The sequence below is a fragment of the Streptomyces prunicolor genome, from assembly GCF_045162825.1.
GTDB lineage: Bacteria > Actinomycetota > Actinomycetes > Streptomycetales > Streptomycetaceae > Streptomyces > Streptomyces prunicolor.
The window spans coordinates 8,057,435-8,077,086 of record NZ_CP108676.1 but is presented as its reverse complement, the minus strand read 5'-3'; the positions used below and the strand labels follow the sequence as shown (position 1 = coordinate 8,077,086).

Sequence of the window (19,652 nt, the reverse complement as noted above, 5' to 3'; positions counted from 1 at the left end):
GGGAGGAAGGGGGCTCTTCAACGGGCTTGCGGCGAGGGGCCGTTCAGCTGTCGGAGCCCGACGGCTTCCAGCGGAAGATGCGGTTCTCGGCGAAGGTGAGCAGCCCTTCGGCGACGAGGGCGACGACCGCGAGGATCACCATCGCGGCGTACACACCGGCCGCGTTGAAGGTGCCCTGGGACTGCGCGACGAGCAGGCCGATGCCCTTGGTGGCGCCGATGTACTCGCCGACGATCGCGCCGATGAGGGCGAAGCCGAAGCTGACGTGGAGGCTGGTGAAGATCCAGGAGGTCGCGGACGGGATGACCACCTGGAGCGTCACCTTGCGGTCGCTCGCGCCGAGGATGCGGGCGTTGGCGATCAGATTGCGGTCGACTTCGCGGGCGCCCTGGAAGGCGTTGAAGAACACCGGGAAGAAGACGAGGACGACAGCGGAGGCGACCTTCGAGGCCGGTCCGAGTCCGAACCAGATCACGAAGATCGGGGCGAGGACGATCCTCGGTAGCGAGTTGAGCACCTTGATGTATGGACCAAGTATGTCGGCGAGCAAGGTGATCCGCCCGAGCGCGATGCCGAACACGACACCGGCGATGACCCCGATGACCCAGCCGAGCAGCGCCTCCTGGAGCGTGTACCAGATCTGCTCGCCCAGGGATCCGAGCGCGGTCCCGTGCGTCACCCAGGTGTAGATCTGGTCCCAGATCTTCGAGGGCATCGAGAAGTTGAACGGATCGATGACCTTGGCCCGGGAGAGCCATTCCCACAGACCGAGCACCGCGGCCAGGAGCAGTACGCGCGCGGCGACGATGACGAGTGTGCGTCTGCGGGCCGCACGCGCGCGTGAATGCGCGCGGTCCGACTTGGTGCCGGGCTCGGCCGTGGTCGGCAGGACCTTGTCCTCGGGCATGACGTCAGGCGACATTGGCCGCACCCCTCTCGCGTGTGATGCGGACCTCTTCGCCGAGCGACTCCCAGATCTCGCGGTAGATCTCGATGAACCGCGGCTCCAGGCGCACGGATTCGACCTTGCGGGGCCGCGGCAGGTCGATGTCGAAGACCTGCTTCACGGTGGCGGGCCCGGCGGTCATCACGACGACCCTGTCGGCCAGCGCGATGGACTCCTCCAGGTCGTGGGTGACGAAGACGACCGAGGCGCCGGTGCCCTCCCACAGCTCCAGGAGCTCGTCCGACATCAGAGCCCTGGTCTGCACGTCGAGCGCCGAGAACGGCTCGTCCATGAGCAGGATCTCGGGGTCGTTGACGAAGGTCGCGGCGAGCGCGACGCGCTTGCGCATACCGCCGGAGAGCTGGTGCGGATAGCGGTCCTCGAAGGCGGACAGCCCGACCCGGGCCAGCCACTCACGCGCCTTCGCCTTGGCCTCCGCCTTGGGTACGCCGCGGAAGCGCGGGCCCGCCATGACGTTGGACAGCACCGTGCGCCAGGGGAAGGTGGCGTCCTGCTGGAAGACGAAACCGACCTTGTCGCCGACGCCGGAGACGGGCTCCCCGGCGACCAGGACATCGCCCTCGGAGGGCTCTTCCAGCCCGCTGACGAGGGTCAGCGTGGTCGACTTGCCGCAGCCGGTGGGGCCGACGACCGCCACGAACTCGCCACGCCCGACGGTGAGATCAAGCCCCCGTACGGCCGTGTGCAGACCCCCCGACGGGGTCCTGAAGGTCTTGCTCGCGCCCCGCAGCTCGATGGCGGGGCTGGTGTCTGCGCTCATGGCCGGGACCGTAGATGTGGCGCGCACCACAACAGCAGTCTTCTGGGCGCAAGCCGTTCTTTTGCTCGCAAGAGCCTGTTGTGCTCGTTTTGCTCGCGCTACAACTGCGGAGCCGAAACACGGGCTTAACGCTCGCCTGGCCTTGAGGAAAGAGGCCCAATGATTGACGTCATGGTCGTGGACGACGACTTCCGCGTCGCCGAGATCAACGCCAAGTACGTGGGAAAGGTTCCCGGTTTCCGGGTCGCCGCCCGCGCGCACAGCGCTGCCCAGGCGCTGGCCACCGTGGAGCGCGGGACGATCGACCTGGTGCTGCTCGACCACTATCTGCCCGACCAGACGGGTCTCGAACTCGTCCACCGCATGCGCCAACAGGGCCACACGACCGACGTCATCATGATCACGGCGGCCAGCGATGTGACGACCGTGCAGCGGGCGATGCGCCTGGGCGCCCTGCACTACCTGGTCAAGCCGTTCACCTTCGCCGCGCTGCGTACCCGCCTCGACTCGTACGCCGCGCTGCGCCGCACCGTCGACCGCGTCGGCGGCCGCGGCATCGCCGGCCAGGAGCAGGTCGACCGCATCTTCGGCGCGCTGCGCACGACGACCGCGCCGGCCTCCCCCGGCCTGCCCAGCGGCCACTCGGAACCGACCACCGACCTGATCTGCGGCGTCCTGCACAGCGCCGGCCACCCGCTCTCGGCCCACGAGGTCGCCGCCGAGACCGGCCTGAGCCGCTCCACGGCCCAGCGCTACCTCCGCCACCTGGAACAGGCCGGCCGCCTCCGCCTCTCCCTCAAGTACGGCGACACGGGCCGCCCGGAACACCGCTACGCCTGGGTGGCGCCGTAGCCACGCGACAACCGCACAATCGGGCGTGGCTACGACACACAGGCCTCCGTTAGACGGCCCCCGCCCCCGTCAGCGCCCGTACCTCGGTCTCCGCGTGCTTGGCCTCGTCCGGGACCTCCGTGGAGGTGACCGTGCCGAGCCAGCCGGCCAGGAAGCCCAGCGGGATCGAGACGAGGCCGGGGTTCTGCAGCGGGAAGAACTGGAAGTCGATGCCCGGGAACAGCGATTCGGGACTGCCCGACACGACCGGCGACAGCAGCACGAGCGCCAGTGCAGGGATCAGTCCGCCGTATACGGCCCACACGGCGCCGCGGGTCGTGAAGCCGCGCCAGAACAGGGAGTAGAGCAGCACCGGGAGGTTCGCGGAGGCGGCGACTGCGAAGGCGAGGCCCACCAGGAAGGCGACGTTGAGGTTCCTGGCGATGAGGCCGAGCCCGATCGCCGCGACACCGATGCCGACCGCGGCGACCCGTGCCACGGCCACCTCACTGCGCGGCTTGGCGTTCGGGCGCCGCAGCGACGCGTACAGGTCGTGCGCCACGGATGCCGAGGAGGCCAGGGTGATCCCGGCCACCACCGCGAGGATGGTGGCGAAGGCCACGGCCGCGACGATCGCGAACAGGACGGTGCCTCCGGTGGAATCGGCTCCTCCGCCGAGGTCGAGGGCGAGCAGCGGGACCGCCGTGTTCCCTGCCTCGTTCGACTTCCGAAGGGTGTCCGGTCCCACGACCGCCGCGGCGGCGAAGCCGAGGATGATCGTCATCAGGTAGAACGCGCCGATGAGCCCGATCGACCACACCACCGAACGGCGCGCGGCGCGTGCGGTCGGCACGGTGTAGAAGCGGGACAGGATGTGCGGCAGCCCGGCCGTGCCCAGCACCAGCGCGAGGCCGAGGCTGATGAAGTCGAACCGCGCGGTCCAGTCCCCGCCGTACTTGAGCCCCGGCGCCAGGAAGGCGGCGCCGTGACCGCTGCGCGCGGCGGCCGTGAGCAGCAGGTGGTTCAGGTTCCCGTGGAAGCGCACCAGGGTCAGCACCGTCAGCGCGATGGTGCCGCTCATCATCAGGACCGCCTTGACGATCTGGATCCAGGTGGTGGCCCGCATCCCTCCCATCGACACATAGATCACCATGAGCGCCCCGACGCCGATGACGGTCCAGGCCCGCGCGGCCGCGCTCGTCCCGCCCAGCAGCAGCGAGACCAGGCTGCCCGCGCCCACCATCTGCGCCACCAGATACAGAACGGACACGGTGACCGAGGAAGTTCCCGCCGCGATCCGCACCGGCCGCTCGCTCATCCGCGCGGCGACCACGTCGGCGAGCGTGAACCGCCCGCAGTTGCGCACCAGTTCGGCGACGAGGAACAACACCATGAGCCAGGCGACGAAGAAGCCCACCACGTACAGCAGGCCGTCGTAGCCGAACAGCGCGATGAGCCCGGTGACCCCGAGGAACGAGGCTGCGGACAGATAATCACCCGAGATGGCAAAACCATTCTCCATCGGGGAGAAGAGCCGCCCGCCCGCGTAGAACTCCTCCTCCGAACCATGCCGGTTGCGGCTCACCCAGGTGGTGATCCCTAGGGTGACCGCGATGAACGCGCTGAACAGCAGCAGCGCCAGCGTCTGATGGTTCCCGGTCACGACGTACCGCCTCGAATGCCTCGTGTCAGTTCCTGTGTGTCCCAGCGCAGTTCGAGCGCGGCCCGGTCCCTGCGCAGCCGCGCGTGCCGGGCGTAGGCCCAGGTGAGCAGGAAGGTGGTGAGGAACTGACCCAGTCCCGCGACCATCCCCACGTTCACCGCGCCGGCCACCGGCCGGGCCATGAATCCGGGCGCCGCCGTCGCCGTCACCACATAGGCGACGTACCAGGTGAAGAAGACGACGGTGGCCGGCACCACGAACCGCAGATACCGGCCGCGCACCTCCTGGAAGGCCGCGCTGCGCTGCACCTCCAGATAGACATCGCCCGCGCGGACCGCGTGGTCCGCGTCCTCCCGACGCGCGGCGGGCACTTCGGGCGCGGGCCCGCCCGTGCCGTCCGTCTCGCCCCAGCCGGACGCGAGCGCGTCGTACCAAGGGTCGTGGTACCTCACCTTTCCGGTTGCCTCGGCAGGGGTCAGGTCATGACCTTCGTGGTTCTCGGCCGGACTCTCGTGACCACTCCCGCCACCGCGGGAACGACCGTTGCTTGACTGCATGCCCAAGGATGGACAGAACGGGAAGATCCCCGACTCTTCTTCTCCGCTGTCTTCACCCCATCAGGTGACTCAACCCGCGGGTGACTCAACCCGCGGGTGGCCGCACCAGTCCCTTGCCGTAGGCGTAACGCACCGCCTGCGCACGGTCCTTGAGCCCCGTCTTGGCGAACAGGTTGTTGATGTGGGTCTTCACGGTCGCCGTGGAGACATGCAGCGTGCGGGCGATCTCCTGGTTGGTCAGGCCCTCGGCGATCAGCAGCAGCACCTCGGTCTCCCGCGCGGTGAGCCCGTCCGGCGGCTCGGCGGGCCCCGACTGCGGCGGCGGCTCGGGCTCCGACAGCCGCTCCAGCAAACGCCGTTGAATGCTCGGCGACAGCCCCGCGTCCCCCGACAGCACGCTCTCCACGGCCCGTACGATCTCGTCGCCGCCCGCGTCCTTGGTGAGATAGCCGCGCGCCCCCGCACGCAGCGCCGGGAACAGCGAGGCGTCGTCCGCGAACGTCGTGAGCACCACGACCTGTGTCCCGGGATGCTCCGCGCGGATCCGCCGCGTGGCCTCGACGCCGTCGCAGCGCGGCATGCGCAGGTCCATCAGGACGACATCCGGGGCGAGTTCGGCGACGAGCCGCACCGCCTCGTCCCCGTCGGCGGCAGCGCCGACGACCTCGATCCCGGACAGCAGCCCCAACAGCATCACGATGCCTTCCCGTACGACGGTCTGGTCGTCCGCGACCACGACCCGCGCGGGTCTCCTCACGGCCTCCTCCGTCATGCGGGCACCTTCAGCGTCACCACGAATCCCTCCTCGTCCGGTCCGGCCAACAAGGAACCGCCCAGCAGCTCGGCGCGTTCCCGCATGCCCAGCAGACCGTATCCACCTCCCGCCCCGGTGAGTTCGCCGGGCGAGCCGCCCGAGTCCCGTACGTCCAGGGTCACTTCGTGTTCGCCGTAGTCCAATGTGACCAGCACTTTGGCGCCCGGGGCGTGCTTGCGGACGTTCGTCAGGGCCTCCTGGGCGACCCGGCGCACGGCCTGCGAGGCCTCGGCAGGGAGTTGTCTCCGGTCACCCGTAACGGTGACCTCGGCACGGCCCGTCGTACCGACGATCTCGGTCAGGAAGTCCTCCAGCGGGCTCATCTCGCCCCGCAGCGCGGACAGGGCCTGCCGGGTCTCCACCAGGCCGTCGCGGGCCATCCCCCGTGCCGCCACGACCCGTTCCAGGATCGTCTCCCGGTCGGCGCCCCGCTCGATCAGCAGTCTGGCCGCCTCCAGGTGCACGAGCTGCGCCGAGAGGCTGTGGGCCAGCACGTCGTGGATCTCCCGGGCGATACGGGCCCGTTCGTCGAGCGCGGCGGACTCCGCCTCGGCAGTACGTGCCATGCGCTCCTGGGTGAGCAGCCGCTGGGCGTTGCCCCGGGCCTCGGCGTCGAGGCGGAGCGTGTATCCGGCAAGGGCCAACCCGGCCGTGGTGACCGCAGTGGTCAGCCACACGTCGTTGTTGACCGCGGCGAAGATCGCGAGGGACACCGCGGTCACCGGCACGGCGACCGCGATGGGCAGCCGCTCCAGCGAACTGACCGCGCAGCCGCACCAGATGACGAGGGCCGGGACCGTGAAACCGGCTGCCTGTCCCCCGACCGCCATCCCGAGGAGCACGGCCATGAGTGCCACCGACGGCCAGAGCCTGTGGGCGAGAGTCGTGCGCCAGAACGCCCAGCCGACGACCGCCGCCAGCACGATGCCGACCGCACCTCCGGCCAGCGCCCAGCCGTGGACGTGACTGCCGGTGAGCGCGCCCCCCAGGAGCACGCCGATCACCAGCAGCCGGACGGCCCAGGCGAGCAGACGCCGGGGCCGTGAGACTCCCTCTCGGCCCAGCGCCTCCCGTGAGGGCCAGCGCGTCCAGGCGTTCTCCGTCACACGCGCTCCTTCCGGGCGGGACGCGCCATGCCGAAACCGTACGCCGGGGCAGACCCTGCCGACCCGGTGAACGACTGGGCCCGCCAGGCCAGGACCCCGGAGCGGACCAGCAGCGTTGCCGCGAGACCGAGCATCAGGGCCGAGCTGTTCTGGTGCACACCCGCGACCGCGCCCAGGGCCATGAGGCCGACGCGCAGGGCTATGCCGACGATCCAGACGCCCCCGCTCGCCTTGGTGCTCTTGCTCCACACGGAACCGTCCGTCTCGACCCACAGGCGCGTGGTCCAGGCCCAGCCGGCTCCGGTGACCAGCCCGACGACCAGCTCGACGGCGAGCAGGAGGGCCGACCCGGTGTGGTGGTGGGCGTCGAGTATGCCGGGCTGGCGCAGCGCCACGACGGCGAGGATCGCGGGGAGGAGCCACCAGCGCCGGTCGGTGTCGATCCGACGGGCGCGGAACTGCCGCACGATCACCACCGCGACGACGGCCACGATCACCAACGCGTTGACCAGCCCGGACATCAGAGCCTCCGTGAGCGGAAGAGGATGCCGGCGGCGAGCGCTGCCGACGCCTTCGACGCTACGGAAATTCGCGGGTGGGCAGATCGGCGCCAGGGTGGATCGTGGGTGGATCTCCGGCCCGCCCGGATCTCCACCCACGGGTGGAGCCGACCGGCGGCGGTCCGAGGCCAGGCGGGCGACAACGGTCCGGGGCAGGAGCGGGGCGATCGCGCCGAGCCCTCGCCGAACCTTCCGGGCACAGGGATCCGGCCCGGGTCCAAACCTCCGAGCCGCGGCCCGGGCCCAGTTCGGACCTGGGCCCGGCTCAACGGTCAGGTCAGGTCAGATCGGACCCGGACCCGGCTCGGCGGTCAGGCGTCGATCCGCGACCGGTCCAGCGTCGCGGCCGAGCTGGAGATGAACTCCTTGCGCGGTGCCACGTCATTGCCCATCAGCAGATCGAAGACCTGCTCTGCCGCGTCCAGGTCGGAGAGGTTGATCCGGCGCAGGGTGCGGTGACGGGGGTCCATCGTCGTCTCGGCCAGCTGGTCGGCGTCCATCTCACCGAGACCCTTGTAGCGCTGGATGGAGTCTTTGTACCGGACGCCCTTGCTCTGGAACTCCATCATCTTCTCGCGCAGCTCTCGGTCCGAGTACGTGTAGACGTACTTGTCCTGGCCCTTCTTGGGCTGGACGAGTTCGATGCGGTGCAGCGGCGGCACCGCGGCGAACACCCGGCCGGCCTCGACCATGGGCCGCATGTAGCGCTGGAACAGAGTCAGGAGCAGACACCGGATGTGGGAACCGTCCACATCGGCGTCGGTCATCATGATGATCTTGCCGTAGCGGGCCGCGTCGATGTCGAAGGTGCGGCCCGAGCCCGCTCCTATGACCTGGATGATCGCCCCGCACTCGACGTTCTTCAGCATGTCGGTGACGGACGACTTCTGGACGTTGAGGATCTTGCCGCGGATCGGCAGCAGCGCCTGGAACTCGGAGTTCCGGGCGAGCTTGGCCGTACCGAGCGCGGAGTCTCCCTCGACGATGAACAGCTCGCTGCGCTCCACGTCGTCGCTGCGGCAGTCGGCGAGCTTGGCGGGCAGCGAGGAGGACTCCAGGGCCGTCTTGCGGCGCTGCGCGTCCTTGTGCTGCCGGGCCGCGATACGCGTGCGTGCGGCGGCGACGGCCTTCTCCATGACCACACGGGCCTGGGCCGCCGCGTCACGCTTCGTCGAGGTCAGGAAGTCCTTGAGCTCCTTGGCCACCACGTTGGCGACGATCCGGCGGGCCGCCGACGTACCGAGCACCTCCTTGGTCTGGCCCTCGAACTGCGGTTCGGCGAGGCGGACGGTGACGACCGCGGTGAGGCCCTCCAGGGCATCGTCCTTGACGACGTCGTCCTCGGCGACGCGCAGCAGCTTCTTGGCGCGCGCCACCTCGTTCATCGTCTTGACGACGGCCTGCTCGAAGCCGGCGACGTGGGTACCGCCCTTGGGAGTGGCGATGATGTTCACGTACGACCTGAGCGTCGTGTCGTAACCGGTCCCCCAGCGCATGGCGATGTCGACGCCGAGCTCGCGCGTGACCTCGGTGGGCGTCATCTGGCCGTGGTCGTCCAGGACGGGCACCGTCTCCTTGAAGATGCCCTGGCCCGACAGGCGCAGTACGTCGCAGACCGGCTTGTCGTTCGCCAGGTACTCGCAGAACTCGCTGATGCCGCCGTCGAAGCGGAAGGACTCCTCCCCCTTGCTGCCGCCCTCACCGAGGCCGTACTCGTCGCGGACGACGATGGTCAGTCCGGGCACCAGGAACGCGGTCTGCCGGGCCCGCTGGTGCAGGCCCTCCAGGGAGAGCTTGGCGTCCTTGAGGAAGATCTGGCGGTCGGCCCAGTAGCGCACGCGCGTGCCGGTGCGGGTCTTGGGGATCCGCTTGGTCTTGCGCAGGCCTCCGGGCTCGAACGTGGCGTCCGGACCGGCGGTCGAGAAGGAGCCCGGCACACCGCGCCGGAAGCTGATGGCGTGAGTGTTGCCGCTGCGGTCCACCTCGACGTCCAGCCGCGCGGACAGGGCGTTCACCACGGAGGCGCCCACGCCGTGCAGACCACCGGAGGCGGCGTACGAGCCGCCGCCGAACTTGCCGCCGGCGTGCAGCTTGGTCATGACGACCTCGACACCGGAGAGGCCGGTCTTGGGCTCGACGTCGACCGGGATGCCCCGGCCGTTGTCCCGGACCTCCACCGAGGCGTCGTCGTGCAGGATCACCTCGATGTGGTCGCAGTAGCCCCCGAGGGCCTCGTCCACGGAGTTGTCGATGATCTCCCACAGACAGTGCATCAGGCCACGACTGTCGGTCGACCCGATGTACATACCCGGGCGCTTGCGTACGGCCTCTAGCCCCTCAAGGACGAGCAGGTGCCGCGCGGTGTAGTTGGAACCGTCCCGGTCTGCTCCTGCCAGCAGCGCTGTCGACGGCACGGACGTTTCGGCGGTCACGCGGTTCGCTCCTCGCTGAATTTCAGATGAGGCCCTTTTGGGTAAGGGCCCGGCTTCGGTTGCCGCTCAGAGGGTACCGAGGCCTGGTAGAGCCGTTGTAACGCCACCCTCGCCTCCTCCTCACACTAGTCCAGGGTCGTATACCTGTTCGATCCCTCGATGGAGTGAAGTACATATCACGTTCCCTTCGGGGCATGAACCATTTAGGCTCCGGGCACGTCCTCATGAACAACCGGCAATCCAGCCGGGTGGACCCGACCCTGACCCCACAGCGCGAACCCGTACAGACACATAGACACGCAATACGGCACATTCGCCGCCAACCGGCAGCAGACAGCCGCCCCGGAAGAATTTTTCGAGAAAAGGCCACGAGCGGGAACGTTTTCGGCCTGGTTGGATGTTGACCCTGGTACGACAGCTCGTCGAGCTAGAGAAGAGGCGACGTGACTACTGTTCTGACCCCCGCGAGCCCACTGACGGCCGCCGATCGCTGCGACCGCTGCGGCGCCCAGGCATACCTGCGCGTCGTCCTGCTGAGCGGCGGAGAACTGCTCTTCTGCGCCCACCACGGCCGCAAGTTCGAGCCGGAACTCAAGAAGATCGCCGCTGAGATACAGGACGAGTCGGAGCGGCTGACCTCCGCTCCTGCTGCAAGCGTTCCTGAAGAAGACCGCTGACACTTCGCGTCCACGACGAGCCAGCACCGGCCCAGGCCGGCGACGGGCGGCCCCGCTCCTGAACCACAGGAGCGGGGCCGCCCGTCTTTCATGCCCGCAAACGCCTCTCAGACGCCGTCAGGCGCCCTTGTGCGGCCCTGGCGAGCCGCGGTGACGTCCGAGTGTCCGCAGGACGTCCGAGACCCGGGTGTAGACGCCGGGGCTCCCGGCCCGCCCGCACCCGCTGCCCCACGACACCAGCCCGATCAGCCGCCCCTGGGCGACCAGCGGCCCCCCACTGTCCCCCTGACAGGCGTCACGGCCTCCCTGAGCCTCTCCGGCGCACAGCATGGACTCGGGGAGGTAGGTGCCGTCGGCGCCGCCCGGATACGCCTCCTCGCAGCGCGCGTCGGACAGCACATGCAGGCGTGCCGCGTGCAGGCTGCCCGCGTAGTCGCCACTGCCGGTGAGATCGCCCCAGCCGTAGACCGTGGCGGCCGTGCCCGGTTCGTAGGCCGTGTCGCCCGCAGCCGCCATCCCGATGACCGAGCTCTGGGGCAGCGGATCGGCGAGGGTGAGCACGGCGAAGTCGCCGGCGTTGCTGACGGCGTCGTAACCCGGATTGACCCACACCTCGCGTACGGCGATCTCCCGACCCCGGGCCGAGAGCAGGTCCGTACGGCCCGTGACGGCCTTGAGATCGCGCGCCCGGTGCGGCGGCGCCCCCAGGACGTCGTCGCCCATGCAGTGGGCCGCGGTCAGCACGGTGGTCCGGCTCACAGCCACACCGCCGCAGAACTGGCCCGCCCGGGTACCCCCGAACCGGTCACGACTGGACAGCGCCACCGTCCAGGGGCTCACGGAGACATCGACCGGGAACCCGCCGACGACGATGCTGTCGGCGGCCACAGGGGCCGCGGAGACCAGCGGTATGGCGGACGCGGCGGCCGCCAGGACCAGCGGCCGGGTCAGCGCCCGGGCAAGGGGACGACGCATGCACGTTCCTCACTCTGGGATGGTCATTGAAGACCCAGAGTGATCCAGCGCGCCGCGCCCCGCACCCGCGCCAACACGAAGGCCCGGCTCCCCGAGGGGAGACCGGGCCTTCCGTGTCGTACGACTACGACCTAGTCGAGGTAGTCGCGCAGCACCTGCGAACGCGACGGGTGGCGCAGCTTCGACATGGTCTTGGACTCGATCTGGCGGATGCGCTCACGGGTGACCCCGTACACCTTGCCGATCTCGTCGAGGGTCTTCGGCTGACCGTCGGTGAGACCGAAGCGCATCGAGACCACACCGGCCTCACGCTCGGACAGGGTGTCCAGGACGGAGTGCAGCTGCTCCTGGAGAAGGGTGAAGCTGACCGCGTCGGCCGGGACGACGGCTTCGGAGTCCTCGATGAGGTCACCGAACTCGCTGTCGCCGTCCTCGCCCAGGGGGGTGTGCAGCGAGATGGGCTCGCGGCCGTATTTCTGGACCTCGATGACCTTCTCCGGGGTCATGTCGAGTTCCTTGGCCAGCTCCTCCGGGGTGGGCTCGCGGCCCAGGTCCTGGAGCATCTGGCGCTGCACGCGCGCGAGCTTGTTGATGACCTCGACCATGTGCACCGGGATACGGATGGTGCGGGCCTGGTCGGCCATCGCGCGGGTGATCGCCTGACGAATCCACCAGGTGGCGTACGTGGAGAACTTGTAGCCCTTGGTGTAGTCGAACTTCTCGACCGCGCGGATCAGACCGAGGTTGCCCTCCTGGATGAGGTCCAGGAAGAGCATGCCGCGGCCGGTGTAGCGCTTGGCCAGGGAGACCACCAGACGGAGGTTGGCCTCCAGGAGGTGGTTCTTGGCGCGGCGGCCGTCCTCGGCGATGATCTCCAGCTCGCGCTTGAGCTTGGGGGCGAGCTTGTCGGCGTTGGCCAGCTTGTCCTCGGCGAACAGACCGGCCTCGATGCGCTTGGCGAGCTCGACCTCCTGCTCGGCGTTGAGGAGGGGGACCTTGCCGATCTGCTTGAGGTAGTCCTTGACGGGGTCGGCGGTGGCGCCGGCCGCGGCGACCTGCTGCGCGGGCGCGTCGTCCTCGTCCTCGTCGGAGAGCACGAACCCGGCGCTCTCGGCACCCTCGGGCTCGTCCCCGGTCTTGCCGGGGGTCTCCTCGGTCGCCTCTTCGTCGACTACCTCGGCGTCGTCCTTCTTGGCACTGGTCTTCTTGGCCGCCGCCGTCGTCTTCTTGGCGGCGACCTTCTTGGCGACCGCCTTCTTGGCGGGCGCGGTCTTCTTGGCAGCGACCTTCTGGGCGGCGTCGTCCTCGACGGAAGCGTCGGCGACGGGTGCCGCCGGAGTGGCGGTGGCGGTGGCCTTCTTGGCGGTCACCGTCTTCGCGGCGACCGTCTTGGTGGCGGTGCGCTTGGCCGGACTCTTCGCTGCGACGCTCTTTCGGGTGCGCTTGGGCTCCGCGGCACTGACCATCAGCGTCACACCCTCTTCCTCGAGGATCTGGTTGAGGCTGCGCAGTACGTTCTTCCACTGAGTGGCCGGAATCTGGTCAGCTTCGAAGGCCCGACGCACGTCATCGCCGGCGATCTGCCCCTCAGCCTTTCCCCGCTCGATGAGCGCCATGACAGAGACGGACTCGGCGATCTCCGGCGGGAGCGTACGGGATGTGCTGGCCGACACGAACAACCTCTCGGAACGATGGAAAACGGCTTCCGGCCCCGTCCGGTACGGACAGGAACCGACGACCGCCGACTGGGGATGGGCCGACGGCGCGGGCTGGGGCCGGGAAGAAACACAGCGCCTTGAACGGCGTCCGTATTCCCTTCCGCGGCTGTCACCTCTTAGGTCATCGCGCAGTGCCCGCGAGCGTTACGCCCAATCTGCGTGGCCCGAGTCACACCCCGTAAGCGTTCAAAAACGGTCATACACGGGCAGAGGAGGTCACCCACGGCCGCGACAGGCGCTCCTCCAGGAGATCCGACACCCCGTCGCACCGCCGGACCCCGCCGGATTCCCTGAAGGATCCTGCGGGGTCCGGCGGAAGACGGGCACCCCGGCCGGGCGCCGCCAGGAGAACGCGGCACACCTCGACCGCGCCGGCCATCCCGCGCGCGTCAGTGTTCGCGCGGGGCGGGCACCACACGCTCCGGCTCGGGGTGCACGATGAGCAGCTGCCGCATGGCCGCCTCCGCCGTCGCGCCGTCGCCGGCCGCGAGGGCGTCGGCGATCCGGGCATGGTGCCCCACGGAGGCGTCGGTCGGGCGGTCACAGCCCGTCACCGGGCCACCGGAGACCTGAAGGGCCGAGGAGACGATCCCCGAAAGGTGCTCCAGCATCCGGTTGCCCGCGACCTGGATGAGCAGCGAGTGGAACTCGGCGTCCGCGCGGGAGAAGGTCAGCGCGTCACCCTGCCCCATGGCGTGACTCATGATCTCGACCATGTCGGAGAGACGCTGCTGGACATCCTCGCGCCCGTGCCCGGCGGCGAGGCGCGCGGCGAGCGGCTCGATCGTCCAGCGCAGCTCGCTCAGCTCACGGCGCTGGTTGTCGCGCTGCGGGCCGAAGGCGCGCCACTCGATGATGTCCGGGTCCAGGAGGTTCCAGTCGCTGACGGGACGCACGCGCGTGCCGACGTTCGGCCGGGCACTGACCAGACCCTTGGCCTCCAGGACACGGAGCGATTCACGGACGACGGTGCGGGAGACCTCGAAACGCTGGCCGATCTCCTCGGGCACCAGCGGGCGGTCGGCGCCCAGGTCCCCGGAGACGATCATCTGACCCAGCTGCTGGACGAGTTGGCCGTGCAGCCCGCGTCCGCGGCTGCCCCCGGCACGCCGGCCCACGCGGCCCAGCTCGGGGTCGGAACCGTCCCAGGAAGGGGCTCCGAGGCGCTCGGTGACGGGCGCCTCGGCATAGGGGTAGCGGTCGAGTTCGCCCGGGCCGGCCAGACCGGAGTCTGCGGAGCGGGCGGCGGTCATCATGGTGTGCGCAAGGGTACTCACGGATCCTTTGTCGGCGCTGTCTCCAACTCCCTTGAGGTCTTTGGTGAAAAGCACACGAAAGGGTGATCGCTCACACCGTCGCAATTGACGCCTTATCGGAAAGAAATGGGCTTTCTGCGGGGAGTTGTGCGCAGAGCGGCACCCGAAGGGTGCGGACGGTCGTCATCGGACCCTGCTCCGCAGGGTCGTGAGCAGATACGCGCAGAGCAGGGCGGTCAGCGACAACGTCAGTGCCCCGCCCACGGGTTGGGCGATCACCCGCGCCGCCGCGGACAGGTAACGCTCTCCCCCGAAGGGCCACTGCAGCAGCAACACCTTCCGCAACCGCAGCGGAAAGCCTTCCGCGGTTCGCACGGCAGGCCCTTCCAACGCCTTGTGCACGAGGGGTACGACGAGAATCGGTACGGCGACCACCGCGGCGAGCCCGGCCGTGGTCGACCGGAAGATGCCCGCGGCCAGAACGCCGGCCCAGGCGCAGCCGACGACCAGGCCGAGCCAACTCGCGCTCATCGAAAGCCAGTCGACGGGAACTTGCGCGAGCTCCCGTCCGTAGACGAGGTAGAGCACTTCGGCGTCGCAGCCCACCGTGAGGAACGCCAGCAGCAGCGCGGTGGCCGCGGAGACGAGGAGCTTCGCGACGAGCAGCCCCATCCGGCGGGGCACGGTGCCGCGGTCCGCCGCCAGGGCAGGGTGGCGGAACTCGTCACCGAACGCGAACGCCCCGAGCAGTCCCGCACCGAGCGCCGCGGGCGGCAGGGGCAACTCCCGCGGCCACGCGGCCAACAGACGCGGCTGCGGGGTGTGACCGATGCGGGCCAACAGCAGCGCGGTGAGAGCGGACACGACGAGCACGGCGGCCCCGGTCAGAAACCCGGTGCCGATACCGGCGGCACGACGCAACTCGTAGCGGAGCGGGCGCAGCGGGCTGGGGGTGGAGCGGACGGAGATGGGGGGCGGGAGCGGGGGCAGGGTGTCGAGGGTGAGGGCTTGCGAGGGGCGTGAGGCACGCGCGCGGGGATGAGTACCGGCAGACTTCTCGGGGTCGATGAGGGGAACCAGCCGGGAGGTTGTGGTGGCGGGGCTTGCAGTGGCTGTGTGGGTCTCGTCCGGCGGGTGGGGTGCGGCGGCGGGTTCCGGTTCCTCGGCGACGGGCAGCGGGGCGGTGAGCGGCTGCGGACTGGGGGCGAGGTGCGCGGCGGTGCGGGGCTGTGCGGTCTCGGCCGGAAGCGTGCCGGTGGACGGTGTCGGCGTCTCGGCAGGCAGCGGTTCGGTGGAGAGCGGCGGAGCCTCGGCAGGCAGCGGGACTGTGCAGGGCGGCGGCATCTCCGCGAGCCGCGCATCCGCGAGTCGCGTCGGCAGCTCGGCAAGTGGTGCGTCAGTGCGGGCCGATGGCAGTTCGGCCGTCGACGAGGTGTCCGGCACTCGCGGCTCGTCGACGATTTCTACCTCGCTCCGTAGGGTCGTTCCGGCGCCCGGCCCCATGTCCCCGACCTCGTCCGCGAGTTGGTGCACGAGGATGTCGTGCCGGAACGCCGTCTCACCGACGTCGGCGCACGTACTGCCGTACACGGAAAGGCGGTTGCCGTCCTCCCGTACGACTTCGACGGAGCGGTGTGCGGTACGGGCCTCCTTGGTGAGGAGGGCGGCAAGGCGGTTGGCGTGCGGGCTGCGGACGGCGACGCGGGGGCGCAGCCGGGTGCGGGCGAAGTCTCCGGCCTCCTGGTCGGCGACGAGTCTGCCCTGCTCCAGGGTGACGACCCGGTCGGCGCTGCGGGCGGCCTCCTTGGGGTCGGCGGTGGTGAACAGGACCGTGCCGCCCTGGGCCGCGTGCGCGCGCAACATGCCGTACAGCCAACGGCTTTCGCGGGTGGAGAGGGCGTCCGCGGGTTCGTCCAGCACGAGTGTGTGCGGGTCGGACAGCAGGGCGCAGGCGAGGCCGAGGCGGCGGTCCATGCCGCGCGCGAGGCTGCCGAGGCGTTCGTCGCGCAGGCTGACGATGCCGACCACTTCGAGGACTTCGTCGGCGCGCCGGGCCGGAACACCCGCCGCGGCGCACAGCATGCGGAGGTGGCCGCGGACCGATCGGGCCGGATGACCCGGCACATCGCCCAGGAGGACGCCGACCTCGCGCGACGGGTGGGCGATGCGGTGCAGGGGACGGCCCCTGAAATAGGTGATTCCACGTCCCTGTTGGAGTTCGAGCATGAGCCGGAGCGCGGCCGTCTTGCCCGCGCCCGGGGCTCCGAGGAGTGCGGTGACACGGCCCGCACGGGCCTCGAAGGAGACGTCGTCGACGGCGGGCGGATGCTCCTTGCGGGCGTTGCTGGTCAGTCCGAAGGCCTGGATCACCCACAGCAAGATAGCGCGCTATGTCCGTTTTTCGGGGCACCGAACGGCCCGCTCCACAACGGTTGATCGCCTCGGTCGACCGCCTCGGTCGAGGTGCTACGGCGTCATACCTCGGGGCGCAGCATCGGCGGGTTGAGCAGCGTGGCCCCGCCGGCCCGGAACAACTGTGCCGGGCGGCCGCCCTGACGGGTCGTCGTGCCGCCCGTCGGGACGAGAAACCCGGGCGTGCCGGTCACCTTGCGGTGGAAGTTGCGTGGGTCGAGCGCCACGCCCCACACCGCCTCGTAGACGCGGCGCAGCTCGCCGACGGTGAACTCGGTGGGGCAGAACGCCGTGGCCAGGGACGAGTATTCGATCTTCGAACGGGCACGCTCCACCCCGTCGGACAGGATCTGCGTGTGGTCGAAGGCGAGGGGTGCCACGGGGTCGCCGTCGCGTGCGAACCCCGCTTGCTGCAGCAGCTCCTCGACAGGCGCCCAGCGCGCGTTACTGGCGTCGCCGCCGGCTCGGGGCGCGGGCAGGTCGGGAGCGAGCGCGAGATGGGCGACGCTGACGACGCGCATCCGCGGGTCGCGCTTGGGGTCGCCGTAGGTCGCGAGCTGCTCCAGATGCGCTCCGTTGTCCTGGGCGGGGGCGCCGGGGTCGTGGGCGCGCAGTCCCGTCTCCTCGGCCAGTTCGCGTGCCGCGGCCTGCGCCAGATCCTCGTCGGCCCGCACGAATCCGCCGGGAAGCGCCCACCGTCCCTGGAACGGCGGCTCGCCCCTGCGTACCGCCAGCCCGCACAGAGCATGGCGGCGCACGGTCAGCACGACCAGGTCCACGGTGACGGCGAAGGGCGGATACGCTGACGGGTCGTAGGACATGCGGCGATCATAGTCGTCTGCCTGACGATAAACACTCCCTTCGCCGGTACCGCCATGACTGATCCTTTTCGGTGCGATGCATGGGCGGTCCTGCGCTCCGGGCGTCGGCCGATGCGGCTTCGCACGAGGTCACGCTCCCAATTGCAGGCCGTCGGCCGCCTCCTCGACCATGGCGACACCGAGTCGGCCGACTCGTACGGAGAAGGGGGCGCCCGCGATCCGCAGCCCGGTCAGACCGATCTCGCCCAGGGGCGCGCTGCGCACCGGGCGGAGGGTGACCGTGCGGGCGGGGGCGTCGGGGCGGATGCCCGCGAGGGTGGTCAGCAGCAGCACACCGGCAGCCGCCGCCGTGGCCGCCGGGCGGCAGGCCGCGGGGTGCGGAAGGGGAGCGCTCCCGTCCGTGCGCTGCTCCCCCGCGTACATCTCGGGGAGCCGGTGCCCGAACGCCTCGGCCGCGGCGAGGACGCCACGCAGCAGCGAGGTCGCCTCCTTCTCGTACGAGGCGGCTGCAAGGCCCGCGACGGCCATCGCCGTCTCCGCCACCCGCACGGCTCCGCCCCGGTGACTGAACGGGCTGTATCCCGGCTCCTTCACGCCCAGGCCGCGTAGTCCCCAGCCCGAGTCCATGGCCGGGCCTCCGAGCAGCCGGGCGAGTTGTTCGGCCCGGACCTTGTCGAGCAGGCCGGGCGCGTACTCGCCGCCGCCCAGGAGCCCGGTGTCGAGGAGGTGGGCCGCGGTCGCGCCGAGGTGCGGTACGAGGCGTCCATCAGGGGCCCGGGCAGCTGCCGGGCGGCCGCCGCCCAGGTCCCCGATCCAGAAGTCCGCGCGGAAGGCGGTACGTAACGCCTGGGCCCACTGCCGCAGTTCCACACCGCCGGGTCTGCCGAACGCGTCGAGCAGATCGGCGCCGAGCAGCGCCGCCCGGTGGGCGTGGGCCTGTGTCTCGCAGCGGGCGGGGCCGCTCGGGTGCGGGTCGCGCAGATACGTGCCGTCGCCCACGGTGGTCCGCAACCAGGTCAGGCAGCGCTCGGCGGCCGGGAGCAACTCCCGTGTCTCCTGCTCCGGGAGCCCCCAGCGGCGAGCCTCCGCGAGCAGCACCGGGAAGAGCAGGGTGGCCTCTGTCCCCGTGCAACTCGGCGGCAGATGGGCGCCGGCGTCACGGCGCGGTCCGGGAATCATGCCCAACTGTGCTCCAGCGCGCTGGAGTTGGGTGCGGGCGAGAGTCCGCAGCGTGCCCGCGGCGAGCCGCGTGCCGAGAGGCAACGTCATCCGCGCCGCCATGAGCGAGTCCACCGGCGCCAGACCGCAGCGCCAGGGTGCCCCTGCCGCGAGGTGGGTGTCGGAGGGGTGCGCGGGGTCGCGCAGCAGCAGTGCCTGAAGGTCCTCGACGCTGGTCCGCAGGAGCACTTGGACCCGTGGGTCGTCGCCGGTCGCCTGTGCGGAGGCCAAGGGACTGGTCGCCCCGTGACCCACGGCCCGTACCGGTCCCGCGCCGTCCGGCCGCACCCGGAGTTCCACGCTCACCGCGTCACCCGGTGGCAGTTCGAACTCCCAGCGCAAGAGACCTGCGGAGGCCAGTGCGTCGGCGGGCGGTGGGTCGGCCGTGACCGTCGAGGTGCCCGCGGCACCGGACCAGCGCAGGCCGGAGTCGTGCACGCTGGCGGGCAGTTCAGGCCCAGTGTTGCCTGCGGCGATCGCGCCCAGATCGGCCATGTCGGTGCCGAGCGCCACCTCGACCGGCAGGCGCAGCGGGCGCCGGGAGACGCTGCGCAGGGTGATGCGCTCGGTGCCGTCGGCGTGCCGGGTCCGCTCGACGACGAGGTCCGGGTCCGGGCCGCAGTCCGGGGACACCCGTACGGTCCCCACGAAACGGGCGCGGTCGGCCGCCGTCATCCTGGCCTGCACTGCCAGTGGTTCGCGTCCGGCCACCCGTACCTGACAGCGGGAGAGCACGCGCCGACCCGCGCGGTAGAACCCCTCCAACCCCCGGCCGTTCAGCTGCCCTTGGTCGGTGGAGACGGCGAGGCCCGGGAGGGCCACGCAGATCAGGGTGGTGTGGGTGGGAGGCAGTTCGAGGGAGCGGCGGGGTGCCGGGCGGGACGG

At 70.4% G+C, this 19,652-nt stretch carries 16 protein-coding genes; 2 read left to right on the top strand and 14 right to left on the bottom strand.

Going from position 1 to position 19,652, the window contains the following annotated elements; all coding sequences use genetic code 11:
* Positions 1-43: 43 nt before the first annotated feature.
* Positions 44-922: an ABC transporter permease gene (locus OG588_RS37100; protein ID WP_405951035.1), complete on the bottom strand. Its 879-nt coding sequence runs from the start codon at positions 920-922 to the stop codon at positions 44-46.
* Positions 912-1,727: an ABC transporter ATP-binding protein gene (locus tag OG588_RS37095; protein ID WP_043677970.1), complete on the bottom strand. Its 816-nt coding sequence runs from the start codon at positions 1,725-1,727 to the stop codon at positions 912-914. The genes OG588_RS37100 and OG588_RS37095 overlap by 11 nt, the downstream gene beginning before the upstream one ends.
* Before the next feature lie 159 nt (positions 1,728-1,886).
* Between OG588_RS37095 and OG588_RS37090 the strand changes: the two genes are divergently transcribed.
* Positions 1,887-2,579: a response regulator gene (locus tag OG588_RS37090; RefSeq protein ID WP_327400814.1), complete on the top strand. Its 693-nt coding sequence runs from the start codon at positions 1,887-1,889 to the stop codon at positions 2,577-2,579.
* 49 nt (positions 2,580-2,628) lie between these two features.
* Here the strand turns inward: OG588_RS37090 and OG588_RS37085 are convergent, their stop codons facing one another.
* From OG588_RS37085 to OG588_RS37060, 6 genes are all read right to left on the bottom strand, one after another.
* Positions 2,629-4,221 carry a cation acetate symporter gene (locus OG588_RS37085; RefSeq protein ID WP_405951034.1) on the bottom strand — a complete coding sequence of 531 codons (1,593 nt, stop codon included), beginning with the start codon at positions 4,219-4,221 and terminating at the stop codon, positions 2,629-2,631.
* Positions 4,218-4,778 carry a DUF485 domain-containing protein gene (locus OG588_RS37080; protein ID WP_405951033.1) on the bottom strand — a complete coding sequence of 187 codons (561 nt, stop codon included), beginning with the start codon at positions 4,776-4,778 and terminating at the stop codon, positions 4,218-4,220. The genes OG588_RS37085 and OG588_RS37080 overlap by 4 nt, the downstream gene beginning before the upstream one ends.
* Positions 4,779-4,863: 85 nt before the next feature.
* Positions 4,864-5,550, bottom strand: a complete 687-nt coding sequence (locus tag OG588_RS37075) for a response regulator (RefSeq protein WP_405951032.1) — start codon at positions 5,548-5,550, stop codon at positions 4,864-4,866.
* Positions 5,547-6,698, bottom strand: coding sequence for a histidine kinase (locus OG588_RS37070; RefSeq protein WP_405951031.1), 1,152 nt, complete (start codon positions 6,696-6,698; stop codon positions 5,547-5,549). The genes OG588_RS37075 and OG588_RS37070 overlap by 4 nt, the downstream gene beginning before the upstream one ends.
* A complete protein-coding gene (locus OG588_RS37065) occupies positions 6,695-7,219 on the bottom strand; it encodes a DUF1453 domain-containing protein (protein WP_405951030.1) in 525 nt (174 codons plus the stop codon). Before OG588_RS37065 ends, OG588_RS37070 begins: the two co-directional genes overlap by 4 nt.
* Positions 7,220-7,569: 350 nt before the next feature.
* Entirely contained in the window at positions 7,570-9,690 is a 2,121-nt protein-coding gene (locus tag OG588_RS37060; RefSeq protein ID WP_019061016.1) for a type IIA DNA topoisomerase subunit B, read from the bottom strand.
* Positions 9,691-10,133: 443 nt separating this feature from the next.
* Between OG588_RS37060 and OG588_RS37055 the strand changes: the two genes are divergently transcribed.
* Positions 10,134-10,367, top strand: coding sequence for a hypothetical protein (locus tag OG588_RS37055; protein WP_019061015.1), 234 nt, complete (start codon positions 10,134-10,136; stop codon positions 10,365-10,367).
* Positions 10,368-10,484: 117 nt separating this feature from the next.
* Here OG588_RS37055 and OG588_RS37050 read toward each other — a convergent pair whose 3' ends face one another.
* The 6 genes from OG588_RS37050 to OG588_RS37025 all read right to left on the bottom strand — a co-directional run bounded on the left by OG588_RS37050 (position 10,485) and on the right by OG588_RS37025 (position 19,589).
* Positions 10,485-11,342, bottom strand: a complete 858-nt coding sequence (locus tag OG588_RS37050) for a S1 family peptidase (RefSeq protein WP_405951029.1) — start codon at positions 11,340-11,342, stop codon at positions 10,485-10,487.
* Positions 11,343-11,473: 131 nt separating this feature from the next.
* Positions 11,474-13,015, bottom strand: a complete 1,542-nt coding sequence (locus OG588_RS37045) for an RNA polymerase sigma factor (RefSeq protein WP_026151031.1) — start codon at positions 13,013-13,015, stop codon at positions 11,474-11,476.
* A 434-nt stretch (positions 13,016-13,449) separates the two neighbouring features.
* Positions 13,450-14,337 carry a FadR/GntR family transcriptional regulator gene (locus tag OG588_RS37040; RefSeq protein ID WP_405951028.1) on the bottom strand — a complete coding sequence of 296 codons (888 nt, stop codon included), beginning with the start codon at positions 14,335-14,337 and terminating at the stop codon, positions 13,450-13,452.
* A 162-nt stretch (positions 14,338-14,499) separates the two neighbouring features.
* Complete coding sequence (locus OG588_RS37035) at positions 14,500-16,686, bottom strand: ATP-binding cassette domain-containing protein (RefSeq protein WP_405951027.1); 2,187 nt, start codon at positions 16,684-16,686, stop codon at positions 14,500-14,502.
* 104 nt (positions 16,687-16,790) lie between these two features.
* Positions 16,791-17,549, bottom strand: coding sequence for an NUDIX domain-containing protein (locus tag OG588_RS37030; RefSeq protein ID WP_405951026.1), 759 nt, complete (start codon positions 17,547-17,549; stop codon positions 16,791-16,793).
* A gap of 129 nt (positions 17,550-17,678) precedes the next feature.
* Positions 17,679-19,589 carry a glycogen debranching N-terminal domain-containing protein gene (locus tag OG588_RS37025; RefSeq protein WP_405951025.1) on the bottom strand — a complete coding sequence of 637 codons (1,911 nt, stop codon included), beginning with the start codon at positions 19,587-19,589 and terminating at the stop codon, positions 17,679-17,681.
* Positions 19,590-19,652 lie beyond the last annotated feature (63 nt).

What these genes read in the sequence shown, in the direction of transcription:
- OG588_RS37075 (WP_405951032.1), bottom strand. Translation starts at nt 5,550, where the DNA reads ATGACGGAGGAGGCCGTGAGGAGACCCGCGCGGGTCGTGGTCGCGGAC.
- OG588_RS37095 (WP_043677970.1), bottom strand. Translation starts at nt 1,727, where the DNA reads ATGAGCGCAGACACCAGCCCCGCCATCGAGCTGCGGGGCGCGAGCAAG.
- OG588_RS37080 (WP_405951033.1), bottom strand. Translation starts at nt 4,778, where the DNA reads ATGCAGTCAAGCAACGGTCGTTCCCGCGGTGGCGGGAGTGGTCACGAG.
- OG588_RS37065 (WP_405951030.1), bottom strand. Translation starts at nt 7,219, where the DNA reads ATGTCCGGGCTGGTCAACGCGTTGGTGATCGTGGCCGTCGTCGCGGTG.
- OG588_RS37050 (WP_405951029.1), bottom strand. Translation starts at nt 11,342, where the DNA reads ATGCGTCGTCCCCTTGCCCGGGCGCTGACCCGGCCGCTGGTCCTGGCG.
- OG588_RS37030 (WP_405951026.1), bottom strand. Translation starts at nt 17,549, where the DNA reads ATGTCCTACGACCCGTCAGCGTATCCGCCCTTCGCCGTCACCGTGGAC.
- OG588_RS37100 (WP_405951035.1), bottom strand. Translation starts at nt 922, where the DNA reads ATGTCGCCTGACGTCATGCCCGAGGACAAGGTCCTGCCGACCACGGCC.
- OG588_RS37090 (WP_327400814.1), top strand. Translation starts at nt 1,887, where the DNA reads ATGATTGACGTCATGGTCGTGGACGACGACTTCCGCGTCGCCGAGATC.